This is a genomic window from Deinococcus maricopensis DSM 21211 (assembly GCF_000186385.1).
Classification (GTDB): Bacteria; Deinococcota; Deinococci; order Deinococcales; family Deinococcaceae; genus Deinococcus_B; species Deinococcus_B maricopensis.
Genome location: NC_014958.1, coordinates 711,286 through 730,211 on the forward strand (window position 1 = coordinate 711,286; position 18,926 = coordinate 730,211).

General features: G+C 69.6%; 18 protein-coding genes. 6 read left to right on the forward strand and 12 right to left on the reverse strand.

The genetic code is table 11. The features are described 5' to 3' along the window. Positions 1–21: 21 nt before the first annotated feature. Together DEIMA_RS03180 and mgsA are read right to left on the reverse strand one after the other, a co-directional pair. The gene (locus tag DEIMA_RS03180) at positions 22–702 is read right to left on the reverse strand and encodes a cyclodeaminase/cyclohydrolase family protein (protein WP_013555785.1); all 681 of its coding nucleotides are present in this window, start codon (positions 700–702) and stop codon (positions 22–24) included. After that, positions 699–1,088, reverse strand: coding sequence for a methylglyoxal synthase (gene mgsA / locus DEIMA_RS03185; protein WP_013555786.1), 390 nt, complete (start codon positions 1,086–1,088; stop codon positions 699–701). Before mgsA ends, DEIMA_RS03180 begins: the two co-directional genes overlap by 4 nt. Positions 1,089–1,300: 212 nt before the next feature. Between mgsA and DEIMA_RS03190 the strand changes: the two genes are divergently transcribed. Further along, positions 1,301–2,329 carry a DUF4384 domain-containing protein gene (locus tag DEIMA_RS03190; RefSeq protein ID WP_013555787.1) on the forward strand — a complete coding sequence of 343 codons (1,029 nt, stop codon included), beginning with the start codon at positions 1,301–1,303 and terminating at the stop codon, positions 2,327–2,329. A gap of 90 nt (positions 2,330–2,419) precedes the next feature. Here DEIMA_RS03190 and DEIMA_RS03195 read toward each other — a convergent pair whose 3' ends face one another. Beyond that, on the reverse strand, positions 2,420–4,111 hold the full coding sequence (locus DEIMA_RS03195; protein ID WP_013555788.1) for a dynamin family protein: 1,692 nt from the start codon (positions 4,109–4,111) through the stop codon (positions 2,420–2,422). A gap of 136 nt (positions 4,112–4,247) precedes the next feature. Further along, on the reverse strand, positions 4,248–4,883 hold the full coding sequence (locus DEIMA_RS03200; RefSeq protein ID WP_013555789.1) for a hypothetical protein: 636 nt from the start codon (positions 4,881–4,883) through the stop codon (positions 4,248–4,250). Positions 4,884–5,175: 292 nt separating this feature from the next. Here DEIMA_RS03200 and DEIMA_RS03205 point away from each other — a divergent pair, with 292 nt between their 5' ends. From DEIMA_RS03205 to DEIMA_RS03215, 3 genes are all read left to right on the forward strand, one after another. Then, positions 5,176–5,919, forward strand: a complete 744-nt coding sequence (locus DEIMA_RS03205; protein WP_013555790.1) for an ABC transporter substrate-binding protein — start codon at positions 5,176–5,178, stop codon at positions 5,917–5,919. A 104-nt stretch (positions 5,920–6,023) separates the two neighbouring features. Further along, positions 6,024–7,382: an MDR family MFS transporter gene (locus DEIMA_RS03210; protein WP_013555791.1), complete on the forward strand. Its 1,359-nt coding sequence runs from the start codon at positions 6,024–6,026 to the stop codon at positions 7,380–7,382. Between the two features lie 73 nt (positions 7,383–7,455). After that, complete coding sequence (locus DEIMA_RS03215; protein WP_013555792.1) at positions 7,456–8,439, forward strand: metallophosphoesterase family protein; 984 nt, start codon at positions 7,456–7,458, stop codon at positions 8,437–8,439. Between the two features lie 10 nt (positions 8,440–8,449). Here the strand turns inward: DEIMA_RS03215 and DEIMA_RS03220 are convergent, their stop codons facing one another. Then, a complete protein-coding gene (locus tag DEIMA_RS03220) occupies positions 8,450–8,659 on the reverse strand; it encodes a hypothetical protein (RefSeq protein WP_013555793.1) in 210 nt (69 codons plus the stop codon). Between the two features lie 112 nt (positions 8,660–8,771). Next, the gene (locus DEIMA_RS03225) at positions 8,772–9,632 is read right to left on the reverse strand and encodes a sulfurtransferase (RefSeq protein ID WP_013555794.1); all 861 of its coding nucleotides are present in this window, start codon (positions 9,630–9,632) and stop codon (positions 8,772–8,774) included. A 130-nt stretch (positions 9,633–9,762) separates the two neighbouring features. On the opposite strand from DEIMA_RS03225, the gene DEIMA_RS03230 reads away from it, so the two are divergent. After that, positions 9,763–10,194, forward strand: coding sequence for a SufE family protein (locus DEIMA_RS03230; protein ID WP_013555795.1), 432 nt, complete (start codon positions 9,763–9,765; stop codon positions 10,192–10,194). Between the two features lie 53 nt (positions 10,195–10,247). Then, positions 10,248–10,574, forward strand: coding sequence for a hypothetical protein (locus DEIMA_RS03235; RefSeq protein ID WP_013555796.1), 327 nt, complete (start codon positions 10,248–10,250; stop codon positions 10,572–10,574). A gap of 3 nt (positions 10,575–10,577) precedes the next feature. On the opposite strand, the gene DEIMA_RS18155 is transcribed toward DEIMA_RS03235, so the two are convergent. The 6 genes from DEIMA_RS18155 to DEIMA_RS03260 form a co-directional block, all read right to left on the reverse strand. Further along, positions 10,578–10,742 (reverse strand): hypothetical protein, encoded by a 165-nt coding sequence (locus DEIMA_RS18155; RefSeq protein WP_013555797.1) that lies wholly within the window; start codon positions 10,740–10,742, stop codon positions 10,578–10,580. Between the two features lie 156 nt (positions 10,743–10,898). Continuing rightward, positions 10,899–11,678 carry an Imm49 family immunity protein gene (locus DEIMA_RS03240; protein WP_169311916.1) on the reverse strand — a complete coding sequence of 260 codons (780 nt, stop codon included), beginning with the start codon at positions 11,676–11,678 and terminating at the stop codon, positions 10,899–10,901. After that, complete coding sequence (locus tag DEIMA_RS03245; protein ID WP_013555799.1) at positions 11,656–12,426, reverse strand: hypothetical protein; 771 nt, start codon at positions 12,424–12,426, stop codon at positions 11,656–11,658. The genes DEIMA_RS03240 and DEIMA_RS03245 overlap by 23 nt, the downstream gene beginning before the upstream one ends. Before the next feature lie 387 nt (positions 12,427–12,813). After that, positions 12,814–13,488: a hypothetical protein gene (locus tag DEIMA_RS03250; RefSeq protein ID WP_148234889.1), complete on the reverse strand. Its 675-nt coding sequence runs from the start codon at positions 13,486–13,488 to the stop codon at positions 12,814–12,816. A 57-nt stretch (positions 13,489–13,545) separates the two neighbouring features. After that, entirely contained in the window at positions 13,546–18,318 is a 4,773-nt protein-coding gene (locus DEIMA_RS18455) for an eCIS core domain-containing protein (RefSeq protein ID WP_013555801.1), read from the reverse strand. A 53-nt stretch (positions 18,319–18,371) separates the two neighbouring features. After that, positions 18,372–18,893, reverse strand: coding sequence for a DinB family protein (locus tag DEIMA_RS03260; protein WP_013555802.1), 522 nt, complete (start codon positions 18,891–18,893; stop codon positions 18,372–18,374). Positions 18,894–18,926 lie beyond the last annotated feature (33 nt).

Sequence of the window (18,926 nt, forward strand, 5' to 3'; positions counted from 1 at the left end):
ACCAGCAGGTTTAGAAAACCTTCAGCGAAGCCGTTCGCGGACCAGGGCCGTGACGTGCGCGTGCAGACGGTCCGCTTCGCGCGCCACCTCGTCGCGCTCCTCTCGGGCGGACGCGCGTTCCTCTTCGGGCAGGCTTCCGACGTTGATGTCAACGTTCAGGAGCGTCGCGTGAATGGCGCCGTGGATCAGGTGCGCGCCCGCGCCGACGTCCGAGACGACGTGCCGGTGCGCGAGGGGCGCGGCGTGCACCGCGAGGTCCAGCGCGGCATTCAGGTCCCGCGCGGACGACAGGGGCGCGCGGATGGCGTAACGGGCGGCGTCCGCGCGCGCGGCGGTGCGCGCGGCCTTCTCCTCGGCGGTGCCGCGGGGGAGGTGCAGGGCGTGGATGTACCCCTCAAACGCGCGAACGTCGGCGTCTGGGTGGCGCAGGACGTTGAGCAGGTGCGTGCGGGCGTCCGCGAGCACGGCGGGGAGGTCCGGGTGGGCGTCCTCGCGCGCGGCGCTGATTTCCAGGCCCATGACGACGAGCGCGAGGCCGTACGCGCCGGCCATGGCGGACATGCTGCCGCCGCCGGGGGTGGGGGAGGAACTGGCGGTGCGTGCGAGCAGGACGTACGCCGGCTCGTTCCAGAGGCTCCCTTCGGGCGGGGCGGGCCGGTCGAGGCTGGGCTGCTCGGCGTTCGTCGGGCTGTCGTCGCTCATGCGTTCACCTCGGCGCGTTGCGCGAGCCACAGCACGAGCGCTTCGGCGCTGGCGGGGTTGGTGGCGAGGGGGATGTCATGCACGTCGCACAGGCGCAGGAGCGCCGTGACGTCAGGTTCGTGCGGCTGCGCGGTGAGTGGGTCGCGGAAGAAGAACACCGCGAGGACCTGATCCTCGGCGATGCGCGCGCCGATCTGCTGGTCGCCGCCCATCGGGCCGCTCAGGACGCGCTCCACCGTCAGGCCCGTTTTGCTCTGCAGGATGCCGCCGGTCGTGCCGGTGGCGACGAGGTGGTAGCGCGACAGGGTGTCCTTGTGCCCGAGCGCGAACAGCGCCAGTTCCAGTTTCTTCTTGTCGTGCGCGATCAGCGCGACCTGCCGTTTCATGCTCCTCAGTATGGCCTGCCGCGTGAGGGCGCAGCGCGGCGCGCCTAAACCCACCTGCACGCACGCGGCCGGCGGTTAGGCGCGGCGTCCCATGAGGCTGACGTGACCCTGAAGGTCGCCTGACGCGCGCCTGAACGCATATAAAGGTTTTCTCCTGGGAGGCTCATGGCGCGTCATGCACCGGTCGCTAGGGTGGTCTTCGGAGGTACGACATGAAGAAGTTCATTCTGCTGCCCGCCGCGCTGCTGACCAGCGGCGCCCTGGCTGCCCCTCAGATCAGTGCCCAGAGCATCATCGTCAACCCCGTGCAGAGCGACCTCGCCGTGCGCGTGTGGGTGAACAAGGACCCCGCTGGCAACGCCAACCCCACGTACCGCATCGGTGAGAAGATCACTGTCAGCACGACCGTCAACCAGGACGCGTACGTGTACCTGTTCAACGTGGACGCCCGCGGTGAGATCACGCAGATCCTGCCGAACCGCTTCAGCAGCGGCGAGAACTTCGTGAAGGCGAACACCACCAAGACCTTCCCGGCGCCCGGCGACAACTTCACGTTCGACATTGACGGCCCCGCCGGCCAGAACAAGGTTCTCGCGGTCGCCAGCAAGACCGAACTGAACCTCGACCAGATCACCAGCTTCCAGGGTGACGCGAGCCTCGCCACCGCGAAGGTCAGCGGCCAGCAGAACCTCGCGCAGGCGCTGAGCATCGTCGTGAACCCCGTTCCGCAGAACAGCTGGGTGACCGACACGGCGTTCTTCAGCGTCGCGGACCGCGCCGTGAGCCGCACCGGCCGCATCTTCGTCGGCACGAACGTCAGCAACGCCGTCGTGTACCTGAATAACCGTCAGGTGGGCGCCGCGAACACCACCTACCTGAACCTGCAGCCTGGCACGTACCGCGTGAAGGTCGCCGCGCCTGGCTACGCGCCGTACATCACGAACGTGACCGTTCGCGCGGACAGCACCGTGAACGTGAACGTGCAGTTCACGAGCACCACCACGACCACCACGCCCGCGCCCGTGGCGAACACCGCCCGCGTGACGTTCCGCAGCAACGCTGAAGGTGCGCGCGTGTTCGTGGACGGCCGCGAGGTCGGCACCATCCGCGGCGGCGCGCTCAGCGTGAACCTCGCCAAGGGCTCCCGCGACGTGACGATCCTCGCGGAAGGGTACCGCGCGTTCAACACCACGTACAACGTGCAGAACGGCGGCACCATCACCGTCAACCTCACCCGCTAAGCAACGCGGAGAAGCAGGCGGGGGCTCCATGCCCCCGCCTGCGTTCGTGTGTCACCACAGAGCCAGGGGCGCGGGCCCCTGCATTGCTGCTCAGCGGAGCGCCTGCACCTCGCGCTGCAGGGCGTCCAATTGGCCCTGCAGCGCGTCCGCCTGCACCGCGGCCGCTTTCAGGCGAGCGTCCTCCGTTTCGATGAAGCGCGTGTACGGGCTCATCGCGTCGCGCAGGCGTGCGTCCGCGCGGTCCTGCTCGCGGTCGTACTCGCGCCGCACGATGCCTTCCAGGCTCTCGCGCATCTCCGCGACGCGCAGGCGCAGCGTCCGCAGCGCCGCGAGACGTTTGCTCGGCAGGATGAACAGACCCAGGCTGCCGATCGTCAGGCCCGCCAGGATGCCCGTGAAGTCCGCGACGGCGCCGGTGACGGCCGCCATCGTGACCGCGCCGATCGCGAGGCCGCCCGCACCGAACCCCACCACGCCCTTGAGGGCGTCCTCGGCGTCCTGCGCGAGCTGCCGCGTGAGCTGCTGCTCCGTCACCTCCGCGAGGTGCCGCTGCGCGCTTCCCGCGATGCCTTCCAGCAGCGCCGAACGGTCGTAGCTGAAGCGCGTGCGGGCCACGTCGCCGCTCGGCTGGCGGCGGATCAGGAACGCCTGCACGTCCTCCCAGAAGTGCAGGTTCGATTCCACGAACCGGTCGATCATCGTCCCGAACTGGCGTTCGATCGCGTCGGGCAGGTCCGCGACCCCCTGCTCTCGGAAGCGCTGCTCCAGCTGCCGTGAGTTCATCAGGTCGCGGATGCGGCCCAGCCGCAGGTGCTCATCGATGAACTTGTCGGCGCGCACCTCGAATTCGCTCAGCAGGCGGTTCACGCGGTTGAGCTGCCCGTCCAGCTCGCCGCGCATCGTCTCGCCGTGCCGTTCACGCTGCACTTCCAGCAGCTTCAGCGTCTCGAAGTCCGCCTTGAGCGTGTCGCGCGCGCCCGCTTCGCGGCGGGCCTCGTCCGCGAGGAGTTCCGCGGCGGTGCCGAGCGGACTCTGGAGTTTCAGGCGGGTGCGTTCCACCTCGCCCAGTCGGGCGCGCAGCGCGTCCCGCAGCGCCGCGAAGCCCGCGTCGCCGCCGCGCTGCTCCCCGCGCGCACTCACGAGGTACACGGGCGGCGTGAGGTCCAGCACGCCCCGCGCGCCCGCCTCCACGAACGCCCGCACCTGCTCACGCTGCTCCGGCGTTTCCAGCAGGTCCGCCTTGTTCACGACCATCACGACGCTGCGGCCCCACCGCTGCGCGAGCGTCAGGAATTGTCGCTCGGATTCCGTGAACGGCCGGTCCGCGCTCGTCAGGAACAGCACGAGGTCCGCGCGCGGCAGGAACCCTTCCGTGAGCGTCTGGTGCTGCCGGATGATCGCGTTCGTGCCGGGCGTGTCCACCAGCGCCACGCCCTCCAGGTCCGGGAGGGGCGCGGTCAGGCGCACCACGAACGGGTCGCGGGTGGGCTGCAGCTCGCCGCGCGTTTCGCCGTGCACGAGCACGTAGATGCGGTCCGTGGTGGGCGTGACGCCTTCGGGCAGGACGGCGTCGCGCAGCAGGGCGTTCACGAAGCTGCTCTTCCCGGCGTTGAATTCGCCGACGACCACCAGCAGGAACGCCTCGTCGAGGCTGGTGATGGCCGTGCGGGCGTGCGCGACCGCTTCGGGCGGCGCGCCCTGCGCTTCCAGGAACGCGCGGATGTCCGAGAGGAGCGTCCGCTCACGCGCCAGCAGGTCATGAACTCGGTCGGAAACCAGCATGCCCCAAGCCTACCGAGCGCGCGGGGCGCGCGCCTTGCGGAAACCCAGAGGCCACCCGCGCGGCAGCGTCCGCCCTGAACGGTGCGGGGTCAACGCCAGGTTGCACCGGCGGTCCACCCCGGCGTCCCGCGTCCGCTCAGGGCTCCTCGTTCTCCTGCGCCTCGTCGAGGCCCGTGGCGGCCATGTACGCGTCCTGCACGTACAGGAACGCCAGTCCGTGCGCCGCGGCGAAGCGCACGACCGCGTGGACACTGCGCAGGTACACCAACAGGTAGGCCACGTTGTCGCCTTCTTCATCGCCGTGCAGGTGCCGGTCCATGTACGGCTGCGCGGAGACGCTCGCCGCGCGCAGCATCGCGCGGACCTCGTCCGCGCCGTACAGGCCTTCGGAGAGCTCCGCGACCGCGTCCGGGTGCGCCGCGCACCACTGAAAGAGCGCCGAGAACCCCGTGTCGACGCGTGCCAGCCCGGCGGGCGTACGCAGGACGGTGAAGTTGCTTGCCACGCCGTGCACGCGGTCCTCGGCGCGGTACATGCAGCGTTCGCCGGTGAGGAACGCCAGGGCCGGCAGGTGCGCCTGGGTCAGGAGGGTCTGCAGCGCGTCATCGGCGTACCCGGAGCGTGACGACCCCCAGGTGCTCGCGAGGTGACCCGGGTCAGGTGCGAGGTCCACTGCCCGGGCCTGACGCAGCGCCCGGATGATCCCGGTGGTCTCGTGCAGGTCCTGGGCCGTGTGTGGATCAATGGCACGGGCGGTGGCGTCGACATACATGAGCTCAGTGTAGTGAGGGCCGCAGCTCAACCCCGGTGAGGTCGCGGTGGCGGTCATCAACGGCGGGTTCGGAACGGACCCTGCCGCTCCTTGCGGGCGGTGGTGCTGTGCCGCGCAGCCCCCGTTTCCGGTCGCGGCGCGCGTGACGGCGCCGCGGCGTCCCCGGCCCTGTCACGCGAGTGTATATATCAGCCCACATCAAACCCACGTGCAATGTGGAAGACTATGCGCGCCCGCGCATGGTCTTGCGCGTGACTTCACCCCCCTGGAGGTTCACCTCTTGCGCCAAATCATGCTTTTCGCGGCCCTCACGGCCCTCGCCGCCACCGGCGCGCAGGCCCGCGACCTCGCCGCCATCCAGAAGGCCGGCGTCATCCGCATCGGCACGAACGCCGAATTCAAGCCGTTCACGTACTACGAAGGCAGCACCATGAAAGGCTTCGAGTACGACCTCGGCAACGCCATTGCCAAGAAACTCGGCGTGAAGGCCCAGTGGATCAACCAGCCGTTCGACGGTCTACTCATCGGCCTGAACCAAGACCGCTTCGACCTCGTGATCAGCAGCCACGGCATCACCCCCGAACGGCAGAAGGCCGTGGACTTCAGCAACCCCCACTACTGCAGCGGCGGCCTGATCGTCAGCAAGACCGGCGGGCCCAAAACGGTCGCGCAGCTCAAGGGCAAGACCGTCAGCACCCAGATCGGCACCACGTACGTTTCCGCCATCGAGAAGCAGCTCGGCAACCGCGCCGTGAAAACCTACCCGGACAACAGCAAGGCCCTGCAGGCCCTGATGATGGGCCGCGTGAACGCCATGGTGAACGAGAAGTTCTACGCGCTCGAAGCCATCAAGGCGAACCCCGGGCAGCTGCAGCAGGGCGACCTGATGTTCCAGGAGAAGCTCGGCATGGCCGTCAAGAAAGGCAACAGCGGCCTCCTCAAGGCCGTGAACACCGCGCTCGGCACCGTCCAGAAGGACGGCACGTACGCGAAGATCAGCAAGCAGTGGTTCGGGCAGGACATCCGCTGCAAGTAACCCACGCGCGCGCATGAGCGGCCCGGCCACCCGCCGGGCCGCTCGCTGCTGAACCGTAACGCAACTCCTGACCGCGCGGGGGTGCAGTGGTACGATGCCGCGCCATGACGCCCCCACCCCCCCTGCCTGCCGCGCGGCGCCTCGCCACGACCGGCCTGATCCTCGGCGTGTTCCTCGCTGCGCTGGAATCCACGGTCGTCGCCACCGCTCTCCCGTCCGTCATCCGCGACCTCGGCGGTCAGCACCTGTACGCCCTGCCGTTCGCGGTGTACCTGCTGACCAGCACCGTCACGAACCCCCTGTGGGGCCGCGCGTCCGACCTGGTGGGCCGCAAGCGCCTGTACCTGATCGGCGTGGTGCTGTTCCTGCTCGGCAGCGCCCTGTGCGGCGCCGCCACCAGCATGACCCTGCTGATCCTCGCCCGCGCCGTGCAGGGCGTCGGCGCGGGCGCCGTCCTGCCGCTCACGCTCACCTTGGTGGGCGAACTGTACGACCTGCGGGAACGCCCGCGCGTGCAGGCGTTTATCAGTGGCGTGTGGGGCGTTTCCGGCCTGCTCGGCCCGCTCGCCGGCGGTCTCATCACCGAGCACCTCTCGTGGCGGTGGGTGTTCTACGTGAACGTCCCGTTCGGGCTGGTGGCGCTGCTGCTGGTGTGGCGGCACCTGCATGAGCACGTCACGCGCCGCGCCGCCCGCATCGACTGGGTGGGCGCGCTGCTGTTCACGCTCGGCAGCGGCCTGCTGGTGTGGGGGCTGGAACTGCGCGCGTGGTGGCAGGCGGCGCTCGGCGTGGCCGTGTTCGTCTCGGCGCTGGTGCTGGAAGCGCGCCACCCGGAACCGCTGCTGCCCATGGGGAACCTCCGGCAGCGCCTCCCCCTGGTGGGCGTGCTGAACAACCTGCTGGCCGGCGCGGCGTACTTCGGCGTGATCGCGTACCTGCCGCTGTACGCGCAGGGCACGCACGGTGGCAGCGCTACCGCCGCGGGCGCCGTCCTGACGCCCATGCTGGTCGGCTGGACGCTCGCGAGCATCGTGGGGGCGCGCATCATGGCGCGCGTCAGCCTGCGCCGCCTCACGATCCTCGGGTTCGTGGTGCTCGTCGTGATGTTCGCGCTGTTCGCCGCGCTGATCCACGCGCCACTCCCGGTCGTGAGCGCAGTCGGGTTCTTCGTGGGCACCGGCATGGGCTTCTCGATGCTGAGCCTGCTGCTGGCCGTGCAGCAGGCCACGCCCAAGACCGAACTGGGCGCCGTCACCAGCGCCGTGCTGTTCGCGCGCAACATGGGCGGCGCCATCGGCGTGGCTGTCATGGCCGTCCTGATCGGCCAGGCCGCCCTGGCGAACGGGGGAGAGGCCCTCGCGGACGGCCTGGGCCGCGCGCTGCTGTTCGGCCTGGCGCTCGTGGCGGTCGCGTGCGCGCTCGCGTTCACGCTGCGGCGCGACCCCGCCACGCCCGGCGACTGATGTTCCCTGCACGGGCCGCCCTGCGCGCAGGGCGGCTCATCTGCGGCTGATGCGCGCCCGCCACAATGCCTGCATGGTCCGCCGCCTGCTCCCTGCCGCCCTGCTCGTCGGCGCCGCGTTCGCGCAGGCGCCCGCTACGCCGGACGCCGGGCACGTCCGGGCGGTGCTGTTCAGCGACTTCAACGGCGCGTACGGCAGCACCACCTACCCGCCCGCCGTGGCGCGCACCGTCACGCGCATCGTGAACGAATGGAAACCGGACCTCGTGCTGTCCGCCGGGGACCTCATCGCCGGGCAGAAGGCCGCCCTCAGCGACGCGCAGGTGCGCGCCATGTGGGCCGCGTTCGACCAGCAGGTGCACGCGCCGCTCCGCGCCGCCGGTCTGCCGTTCGCGTTCACGCTCGGGAACCACGACGCGAGCCTCACCCGCGATCGCGCCGAGGCCCGCACGTACTGGGCGGCGCACGCCCCGCCCCTGAACTACACGGACCGCGCGCACTTCCCGTTCCGCTACGCCTTCACGGTCCCGGCCCGCACGGGCGCGGGCACGCTGTTCGTCGCGGTGCTCGACGCGCCCCGCAACACCGTGAGCGCGCAGGACCGCGCGTGGCTCGCCGCGCAACTCGCCACGCCCGCCGCGCGCGCCGCCTGCATCCGCCTCGTGATCGGCCACCTGCCGCTCGCCGGCATCAGCGCCGAAAAGAACCGCAGCGGCGAAGTCCTCCGCCCAGACGACGCCCGCGTGCTGCGGCGCGTCTTGGAGCGGGGCGGCGTCCTCGCGTACCTGAGTGGGCACCACGCCGCGTACTACCCCGGCCGCCTCGGCACCCTGAACGTCCTCTCGTCCGGCGGGATCGGCGGGCGCGCGTACGTGGGCGCGCCCGGCACGGCCCGCAGCGTCGTCACCGTCATGGACCTGGACCTCGGGCGCGCCACGGTGACCCTCACGGCGTACGACGCCGACACCGGCCGCGTCGTGCCCACGAGCGCGCTGCCCGCCCGCATCGACGGGCTCGGCGGGCCCGTCACGCGCGTGGACGGGCCACTGCGCCGGTAGGCGCGGCGCATCAGTCCTCGTTCGTGCGGTCCTCCATGTCCGTCAGGTCCGCCAGGGCCGGCGCGGGCAACCCCGCGCCGCTCGGCGGCCGGAACGGCGTTTCAGCCGGGAGGTGGTCGGGCGCGTCACTCTGGTCCACCAGCATGCGGTCACTCTCGTGCGCGTCCGGGACGTCCGGCGCGAGGTGGGGGGTCACGGGTACGTGCTGATCGTCCGCCATGCCCTCAGCATGCGGGGCGCGCGTCAGGCGCGCATGAGTGCACGTCCGCTCCCCCTTGACCAACAGGAGGGGGCGGGCCCACTTGGGCCCGCCCCCTCCCCGCGCGGCGCGCTTACGCTTCGGTGTACGTCTTCTCGATGGGCATGCCGACCGCGTTGCCCCATTCGGTCCAGCTGCCGTCGTAGTTGCGGACCTGCGGGTAGCCGAGCAGTTCGCGCAGCACGAACCACGAGTGGCTGCTGCGTTCCGCGATGCGGCAGTACGCGATGACGTCCTTGTCGGGCGTGACGCCTTCACCCTCGTACAGTGCCTTGAGTTCCTCGGCGCTCTTGAAGGTGCCGTCCTCGTTCGTGGCCTTCGCCCAGGGGATGCTGCGCGCGCCGGGGATGTGGCCGCCGCGCAGCACGCCTTCCTGCGGGTAGTTGGGCATGTGCGTGACCTTGCCGCTGAACTCGTCCGGGCTGCGGACGTCCACCAGCGCGCCCTGGCCCGCGCGGACCGTCTCGATGTGCGCCTTCACCTGGTCGCGGTACGCGCGCAGGTTCTCGTCGCGCTGCAGCGCCGGGTACGTGGTGGGCTCAACGGTGGTGGCGTCGGTGGTGAGCTCGCGGCCCTCCGCGACCCACTTCTGACGGCCGCCGTTCATGATCTTGAGGTTCGGCACGCCGTTGTACGACAGGAACCAGTACGCGTACGACGCCCACCAGTTGCTCTTGTCGCCGTACAGGACGATGGTGTCGCCTTCCTTGAGGCCCAGGCGACCGAGGAGCGCCTGCAGCTGCTCCGGCTGGATGAACTCGCGCATGACCGGATCCCAGAAGTCCAGCTGCCAGTCGACCTTCTGCGCACCCTCGATGTGGCCGGTCTCGAACAGCAGGATGTCCTCGTTCACCTCAAGCAGGCGGACGCCCGCGTCGTTCTTGTGTTCGGCGACCCAGTCGGTGGAAACCAGCACGTCTTTCGCGTAATCCATTGTGTTGCCTCCTGTGGCGTGTGTACCAGCGCTCCCTGCGGATTGTAACCGCTCCGCACACCAGTTGACAAAATACGTCAACTGGACAGGACGCACCATCCACCAAAGGCCCACCCGGTACAGTAACCGCATGACCGACAGCGCCCTCCCCCCCAAACTCGCCAGCATCGTGGGCATGTTCCGCAGCGCCCCCAAACCCCTCCGCCTCCAGGCGCTCCTCGAATACAGCAAGAAGCTCCCCGCGCTGCCCGAAAAATACGTCGAGCACCCGGAATTCATGCAGCCCGTCCCCGAATGCGCCAGCCCGTTCTTCCTCGTCACCGAGAAAAACGACGACGGCGTGCAGCTCTACTTCAAGGTCCCCGAGGAAGCCCCCACCGTCCGCGGCTACGCCGGCATCCTCGCCGAAGCGCTCAACGGCGAAAGCCCCGAAACGATCCTCAACGTCCCCGACACCTTCTACCTCGACATGGGCCTCGGCGACCTCATCACCCCCATGCGCCTGCGCGGCATGGGCGCCATCCTGATGCGCCTCAAAAACGAAGTCCGCACCGACGCCTGAACCACCCCCACGCGGCGGACCCATGGGTCCGCCGCGCGCCTTGGAGGTCCCGCATGCGGTTCATCACCGTTACCGAACTGCTCGACCACCCCCCCGGCACCCTCTACCAGGAACTCGACCCAGCCACCCGCACCCTCGGCGCCCCGCGCATCCTCGGCCACGTCGAAGGCGGCGACTTCCTGAACGCCCCCCTGCTGCCCGAAGCGGGCAGCCCGCACGTCCACTGGCCGAACACCGCCATCCTCGAACACATCTACTACCACGAGGAACGCCCCGTGCTCGTCTGGGACGACGCGGACCGGCAACGCCTCCTGCGCCTCCTCGGCGACCCGGCCAGCCTGCTGCGCGAACCACCCACCCCGGTCGCCCCGCTGCCCTGACCCTCAGGCGACCGGCACGTCCGTGCGCAGCTGGTTCGCCGCCGAGAAGCCCACGTACGCTCCACTCACCACTGGGAAGTCCGTGACGCTCTGCCCGGCGTGGGTGGCCCAGAAGGTCGGCAAGACGCCCGCACTCACGCGCCCACCCAGAGACCGCAGAGGGTTCACGCCCCCTGCCCCGACCCCCGCCGGGCTGCATCCACGCCGGCCCGATCCAGGTGATCCGTGTCAGGCGCGCAACGAAACACGGCGCGCCGCGTCATCACGCCCCTCCAGAACGGTCGTGCTTGACGAGGAGCTCCGGAAGGTACTCGGACTTCACGCTCACGCGCAGGCCCCGGCGGTGCGCGAGCGCCGCCAGCCCCATCGTGGGCAGGCACAGCCAGTGCTCGGGAATATTCCGCGCACGGACGCCCCCGACCCAACCGGCGCGTCCTGACCATAAAACTGCTGGTGGCGCACCAGCGCCGCTTCCAGCTCCCGGTTGAAGCCGCCCTCGTCGTGCAGCATCACCATGCCCAGCATGCCGGTGATGTGCATGCTGACATTCAGGGTGTACGCCTGCATCGCCGCGTCGGTGTTCGCTGATGGCATCTGACGCATGGTCGCCTCCAGATCGTCGCCCGCGCTGTCCGCGCCCTTCAGGAACGCCTGGAAGGTGCTCACCAACGTGTACTTCCACGCAGCGCTCTCAGTGCCGGACGCCCGCAGCGTCCGCGTGTCCGTGTGCAGCAGCATCCCTTCGAGGTGCGCGTCATCACGCACGGCGAGGTTCAGGAACAGCGTGTCCAGCCAGCGGCCCGCGTGCGTGGTGCTGAGCGGCCCCGTAGACCGCCGCGCAAACGCCTCCGTGCCGGGCAGCGTCACCTCCAGCGTTTTCGCGTCCCGCGCGAAGCTTGCGAGGTAGAACGCATTCACGTACGCAGGCCCGGCCAGGGCCAGACGAGCCGCGAGGTTCAGGGCGCGGTTCCCGAGCAGCGTGAGGTCGAAGTCCTCTTGGCGCACTCGCGACTCCAGGAGCCGCCCAATCATCGTCTGGTCGCGTTCAATATCGTCCGGCAGCTCGGCAAGCACGAACGCGTCAGGTTGATGGCGTTGAATCATGCGCATCTAAGTAAGGCCGCCAGTTTCGCCCCCGCTTGACCATGGGGAACTGGTCGTACTGCCCAAAAACGCCGCTCTGATCCAGAATCCCCATCACGTGTTCCTGAGCGGCGTAGAGGTCCGCGAACGATGTGGACCACGGCTCAGGCCGCAGGCCGATCTGCCCTCCACCCCAGGCGTCCTTGATCACCGCGTCCGGCACGTCAACGGTCCCAGGCGCCCGCAGGCGCACGGTGATGTGTGGTCCCAGCCGCGAGCGAACGCCGAGCCGGTCCAGACCGTTGTGTCGGAAGAGGTTGGGGTTGGCGATCACCGCATCGCTGAACGCCTCAGCTTCATCGCTGTCCTCGTTCCAATCGTGGAGAACGCCGTCGTAACCCGGTCGGATCAGGCCAGCCAGGTGCTGCGCCAGCTCATCCACATGCTGCAGGGCTTCGGCAGGCGTCTGCTGAAGCTGAATGAGAAAGCGGGTGCCGTACCCCTTCACGGTCTCCATGAGGATGTCGTACGGCACGGCATGATCGCGGAACAGCTGAATGAACGAGCCGACCTGCTCCCTGGCGACCCCCTTCAGGAATCCCTCGCGCTCATAGGGTTTCCTGGCCTTTGGGAAGTCCTCGGATGCGAACGCTTCTGACCGGAAGCGTTTGTCAGCGTCCAGCGTGTCAAGGATGTGGTTCAGAATTTCGGGTTGGAGGGGGTGGTCTTTGCGCAGAACGGCCCGGCAATCCAATGTGTTGTTGCGCATGCCTCTGCTCCTGCGAACTGCTTGACAGCCTTCCCTTTGATCCACGGCCGTCCTGCACGCGTGGACGGCTGACTGCGCGTTTCCCAAATCGTGCTGAGGGTTCAGGTCGTGTCACCCCCAACTGGCGCTGGCCACGCGATGTTCACCCTGGAGAACCCAGTCGCGCACGCACTGCCCACCCCGAGGCGGTCATGACGAAGTCCTGCGGGCGCACGCGACCCGGAAGCGGCTCGACCAGTCCTGGGTGGGGTACTGTACCGCTACGAACAGGCCAAGTTGCTGACGGAACTGGTGGGGATGCAGGGCTTCCGGATCGGCGGTGGTTCCAGAACGGGTGTACGGCGTCACGTCAGGAAGGCTCGGACGCCTGACAGCGCGGGGGTTGGTTTACGGCAGTTCAGCCCAACCGCTGGCTGCGTGCATCCGGACGGGGTACCTTGAATAGTCACCAAAAATGTTGAGCCCTTGGAGCGCTTTGAGCACGTCTTGCTGACGGGTCAGTGCCTCCTTGGCGTCCAGGTTCCAGGGCGAAGGTGTCAGCATGACGCGCACGCCGCCCCAGTCCTCCTCCATCAGTTCCGCCCCGGCATCGTCCAGGATGCGTAGGTCCAGAAGATGCCTGAGTGCCGGACCAAACCATGTCCATAAAGCGAGGCCATCTGGGCCGAACTGCCTGAACTCGCCGTACTTCATGTCAAGCACTGCGGCGGCGTCATTCCCACCGTTGTCGTGCAGGATGCCACTGCAGTGGGGTTTTAGTTCGCGGGTGATCAGGGCCGCAACCTCATACAGCAGGTGGAGCGCCGCTTGATCTTGAGGGGTGGCGTAAAGACTGAATTTGTTGCCGCCACGGGGGCTGTTGGTGAAGTACGCTTCGTACCCTATGGGTTTGTCTCGCCTGAGTTCCGGGAGGAGCACGCGTTGATCAGGGTGCGCGTAGACCTTATCCAGGAAATCAGCGCGCTGGTACTTCAGTTTGCGCGCCGGGTTGTCGTCGTAGTCCCAGGATGTCGGCGTGAGTTGTGGGTGCTGTTCCAGGATATCGAGCAGGCGGTTGAGCACTTGCGAATCCAAGAGATTCAGGGGCGTAAAGAAGGTTAACTGGCACGTCAAAGGCATTTAATCTCCTGAGGGGAGTGTCCCACAGCCGCTCTTCACATCATCGAGCGTGACCGGAACCCAACGTTCCGCGCCACGGCGGGCCGACCACTGGAACCATTCGCCTGTGGTGGCGTCCCGGCGATACACGGTGACGTTTTCCGCGCGCCCCAGGTTCCTGCTCGGGCGCACGTCCGGGTTACTGCTGGAGAGAATCACCGCCAACTGCTTGTTTTCCTGCAGCGCGCCATGCAGCTCGCCGCGCAATTGCTGCGTGAAGTCGTGAACGACGTTCTGGCCTTCCAGCGATTTCACGTCAATCCATACCCGGTCGGTCACGCCATCGGGGCGAACGGTGATGGTGTTCCCGTCGATTTCCACTGGATGCGTCACGACCGTCCGCGGGGTGCCGTCCGGCAGGGCGTTGAAGTTGTTGTTCACCGCGCCCACCTCGTCGAGTACGGCATTTTCCACGGCGCTTCCGCGCGCGCCGTTCTGGTGTGCGCGTTGGGCGCCCGGCAGCCATTCCTCGAAGGTCTGCACTGGGTTTCCGCCGCGGGAGCGGTCCGTCTGATACCGGTCGTAGCGTGCCTGCCACTGCTCGGCCTCGGTGGTGGCGTTGTCGATGCGCTGCCGGAACGCCTTGTATTCCTCGGGGGTGAGGTTCGGGTAGTCGCTGCGGTCAATGTGCCCCAGCGGTGCCTGATCCTTGACGGCGGGATCGTTCGCCTGCTGCCGGAATTCGGCTTCGCGCAGACGCAACTCGTGCGCCTCCTGCAGGTACCGCTGACGCTGCGGATCAGTGGTGGGGAGCTTCGCGGCTTCAGCTTCTCGCCATTTGGCCATCTCGGCATGTTTGCTGGCTTCGACGTTCAGCTCCCACGGACGGCTGCCGATGGGCGCGTCGGTGCTGTGCCCCATCAGGTTGTTCAGCTGTTCTTTGAGCCGCCCGGGGACGCTGGTGTCCGCACGCACCTGACGGGCGTGCGCGTCGTGGACAGCGATATCGTGAGGATGCGCGTCTGGGGAAACGGTCATACGGGTCCGGCTCTGCCCGTACCCGGTGATCTCCAGCGTATTCGGAGCCGCGTGCGGGTTGACGTGTATGGGCACCGGCGCGCCTTTGTACCCGCTGAGGTTGGCGACGCGTTCTCCGACGTGCGTGCCGAACCGCTCGCCGACGTTGTGCGCGCCCGTCTGGATCTTCCCGATGCCGCCGGGGAGGCGGTGCGTGGCCGCGCCCGTGCCGGTAGCAATGGCGTACATCATGATCGATTCGGGGCTGGTGAGGTTCTTGAGCGCGTCGCCGAGCCCCGCGCCGGTGGCGAGGTCCCCGGCGACGTTCCCGCCCAGGTCGAAAGCGGTGTTCACCGCGAACCCCGCCGCTTTCTGGGTCATGCCGCTGCCGAGCATGCCGGCCTTGCCGAGCCCCTGACTGATCGCGCCACCGGCGCCGCCGATCGCGCCGCCGATGGCGCCGATCAGGGCGGCCTTGCCGACGCCGTCGAACAGGCTCTTCTGGAATTTGGCGTCCACGCCGATGTTGTCAATGGCGTTGTTGCCGATTTGCGTGACGGCGCCCGCCGCCGCACCGACGACGGCGCCGCCCACGACCGCCCCGATCACGCCGGCAGCAGCGGCGCTCGCGCCGAGCGCGCCGGCCATTGCGCCGACCGCGCCGATCACGAGCGGCCCGGCGACCACCGCCACGACGATCACGACAGCGATCATCAGGGCGATTTTCAGCCAGCCCTTCCAGCGGGGCTGCACCTGCGCGGCGGCCTTCTCGGCGTTTTCCGCGATGGCCTTGTCGAGTTCGCTGAGGTTGGCGCGCAGCGCGTCGAGGAGGCCCGTGACGCTCTTCTGCAGGCCTTCGCTCATGCCGCTGCGGGCATTCTTGTAGAGGGTCTGGAGGTCCTTCTGGACGCCCTGGAAGTCCTGCGTGGCGTGCTTCGCGTCCTGCGCGGTGCTCTTCGTGTGCGCCTGCGCGAGGCTCTGGAAGGTCCGCAGGGCCTGCGCGGTGAGGGCGCTGGCGCTGCGGTCGAAGCCCCCGGCGGTGGCGGTGGCGCCCGCACGCGCGCCGCTGGCGATGCCCGCGAGGCCGCTTTCGGCGCTGCGAGCGCCCGCGGCGAGCCGCACCGTCAGGCCGGTGAGGCCGCCGCTCAGTTTCGTGCGGGCGCCTGTGACCATGCGGCTGATCTGCGCCTCGGCCTGCCCGAGGGCGCGCTTCAGGGCTTTCGGGTCGGGTGCCTGCGCGCCGCGCACCTGCCCGGCGAACGTCGCGAGCGTCCGGTCGAGCTGTCCGGCGATCAGGGTGACGTTGCGGTGCAGCGCCTGCACGGCGCCGTTTGCCTGCTGGTCGAGGGCGCCCGCCTGCTGCGCGGCGGTGCGGGCAATGGCGGCCAGGCCGCTGCCGCGCGCCCCTTCGAGTTGCGCGAGCGTGGCGCGCAGCTGCGCCTGCAGGGCGGCGCTGAGTTGCGCCTGCGCGGCCTGCGTCTGCTGGCGCGTGCGGGCCTCGTCCGCGTCGAGCTTCCGGAACGCCGCTTCCCGCTTGACGCGCAGCTGCTCGCGGCTGCCGCGCGCGGCCTCGTCGATGCTGGCGAGGTCCTTGCCGAGGCCGCCGTCCGGGCCGAGCAGGTGCGTGGCCTGCTTGCCGCCTTCCTCCGCGAAGCCCGACTGGTACGCCGCGCCGACCTGGCGGGCGGCGTCCGCACGGGCCTTCCAGCGGTCGTCCGTGACGGGGCCGTCCAGGAAGCTGTCGTCCTTGCCGGTCACGTGGCTCAGGAACTCCTGCGCTTTGGCGTTCGCGCGGGCGCTTGCCTCGCCGCCCACCTGCGTCCCCGCCTGGCGGTACCCGCCGGCGGTGGTGTTGTACAGCGCGGTCACGTGCGCTTTTTCAGCCTGCGCGTCGGCGGTGACCTGCGCGAGGGCGCGGGTGTGCGCGGCCGTAATGTTCGTCTTGGCGAGGCGCGTCGCGGCGGGCAGCTGCGCGAGCGTGGCGGCGGCCCGGGCGCGGATCTGCGCGAGGGCGGCGCCGGAGCGGGCCTGCGCGCGGCCCTTCAGGGCGGTGATGCTGGCGTTCAGGGCGGCGCGGTGGCGGGTGGCGGCGGCGTTCACGCGGGTTTTCGCCTGACGAGCGCTGGCCTGCACGCGCGTGCTGAGTTTCGCGCCGAACGCGTGCAGCTGCCCGCCGTGTTTCCCCATGCGTTTCAGGAACGCGCTCACCTGCGCGTTCGCGTTGACGCGTTGTCTGGCGAGGACCTTGCGGGCGTGGGCGGGGTCGGCGCCGTGCGCGCGCAGTTGCGCCGCGTCGAGTTTTACGGGCGCAAAGGCCGCCTGGCGCGTGCGCGTGGCGGGCGTCTTGAAGGCGTGGACCGGCGCGGCCTTCAGGGCCGCGGCGGGGCGGCCGGGAGCGGGTCGGGCTGCCTTCGCGGCCGGGTGTGCGGGGGCGGCGGGGCGCGCGGGGGGCGTCACCTCGGCGTGCGGGAGGGGCGTGGGGCGCGGGACGTGCTGGCGGATCGCCTGGACGTGCGCGGCGCGGCTGGGCAGGGTCGGGCGTTTCGGGCCGCTGCGCGCAGCTTGCGCGTGGACCTGCGCGCGCGGCCCGCGGGGTTTGGGCGTGGCGTTCCCGGTGGTGTGGTGCTGCGCGGCTTCCGCGGCGCGCTGCACGGCCGCGGCGGCGGGGGCGGCGGCTTTCGCGTTCACGCGCAGCGGCGCGGCGGCCGTGGGGGTGGCGGCGCTGAGGGTGCGGCCCATGGTCTGGGCTTCCTGTTCAAGCGCCGCGTCCGGGTCGAGACCGGGCGCGACGCGGCCCTGCACCTGCTGCACGGTGTGCGTCGCTTCGTGCGCCAGCAGCTCCAGGCCTGAGGCGCTGTGCGGGTCGTACCGCCCGTTCTGGAAGTAGATGTCCTGCCCGCTCGTGAACGCCACCGCGTTCACCGACTTGCTCAGCGTGTCCGCTTCCCCGTCGGTGTGCACCCGCACGCGGCTCAGGTCCGCGTTCAGCCCCGCTTCCAGGTGCCGCTGCACACTCGCCGGCAGTGCCTCCCCGCCTCCCCGCCGCGCCTGGATGCGTGCCAGCAGCGGTTGCGACGCCTGCGCGTCCAGAGCGTCGAGCTGCCGCTGCACCGCGTGGAGTGCCGTGGCGCGCGCCTGCTGCTCGTCTGCGCGCGCCTGCGCGGCGCGGGCGGCGTCCGTCGCGCGTTGCAGCGCCGCGCGCTCGCCGGTGGGCACGAGGCCCAGCACCACCTGCGCCGTCGCGGCGCTCAGTGGGTGGCGCTGCAGCGTCGCGAGGTGCTCCCCGAACGCGGCGTGCCGCTGGGCGGGCGGCTGGCGGTCCGCGCGGTACGCCCCGGCGAGGCCCTGTGCCACCGACCGCTGCAGCGCTGCGTGCGCCTGCGCTTCCGCTGGCCCGAGCGGCCGGGACCGCGCAGGGTCATTCGGGTCCTGCAGACGCTGCACGCTCGCCTGCAGCGTCTGTACCCATGCGCCCGCCGAGCCGGGGGTGGGCGCCGCCAGCGGCGCGGCGGCTGGCGGCGCCCCGTCCGGGAGGCCAGCCTGAAGGTCGCTGGCGCGGCGCTGCAGCGTGGCGCGTTGCGCGTGCGTGTCCGCCTCCAGGGTCCGCTGAAGGCTCAGCGCGGCCAGTGCGGGCGCCGCTACGGCGCGCTGCAGCACCTGAGGCCGGGTCAGGTGTTCGCTCAGGAGAGGTGCGGGCGGGTTGAGTGGCGCGGCGGCCGTCAGGGCGGACTCGGGGGTCTGGGTGGCGGGCAGCTTCCCTTTTCTCTGAACGAACATAATCGACTCCGGTGTCTTCTGCACCTTACTCGCTGGCGCCCCCACCTGCCCACTCAGGGATGAGATCCCTCATGTGTGCCCTGCGGGGCCGCCGCCTCCCAGCTCAACGCATCGCCTTCAACCACATCCCGCACGCCCAGACGACGCAACATATGAATCAGTTGTGCCCGGTGATGCATGGAGTGCGTCAGCACGTGCGCGATGCCACCACCAAACGTCTTGCGCACCGGCGGGTCATCCAGAAAATCCGTCCATTGCTCGTCCCAGCGGCCATCGGCCTGCACGGCACGCGCGAGCGCGGCCAGTTCCGGCGCGACCACCCGCAGACGCGCCTCCAGCGCCTCCAGGGTTTCCCACTGCGCGGCCGGCTCCGGCAGGACACGCAGCGGCCCACCGCGCATCAGGTCCACCCACGTCTCCATGTTGTCAATCACGTGCGCGAACGTGCGTCGGACGGTTCCCCACCCGATCTCGAACGGTTGATCAAGTTGTGCATCTGTGAGCGTGTGGCTCTGAGCGAGCAGCCGCGCGGTCGTCCAGGTGTCATGCCCGAGCAGGCGATCGAGCAGGTCCATGCCTTCAGTCTTGCACGGGGCGCCGACACGCCC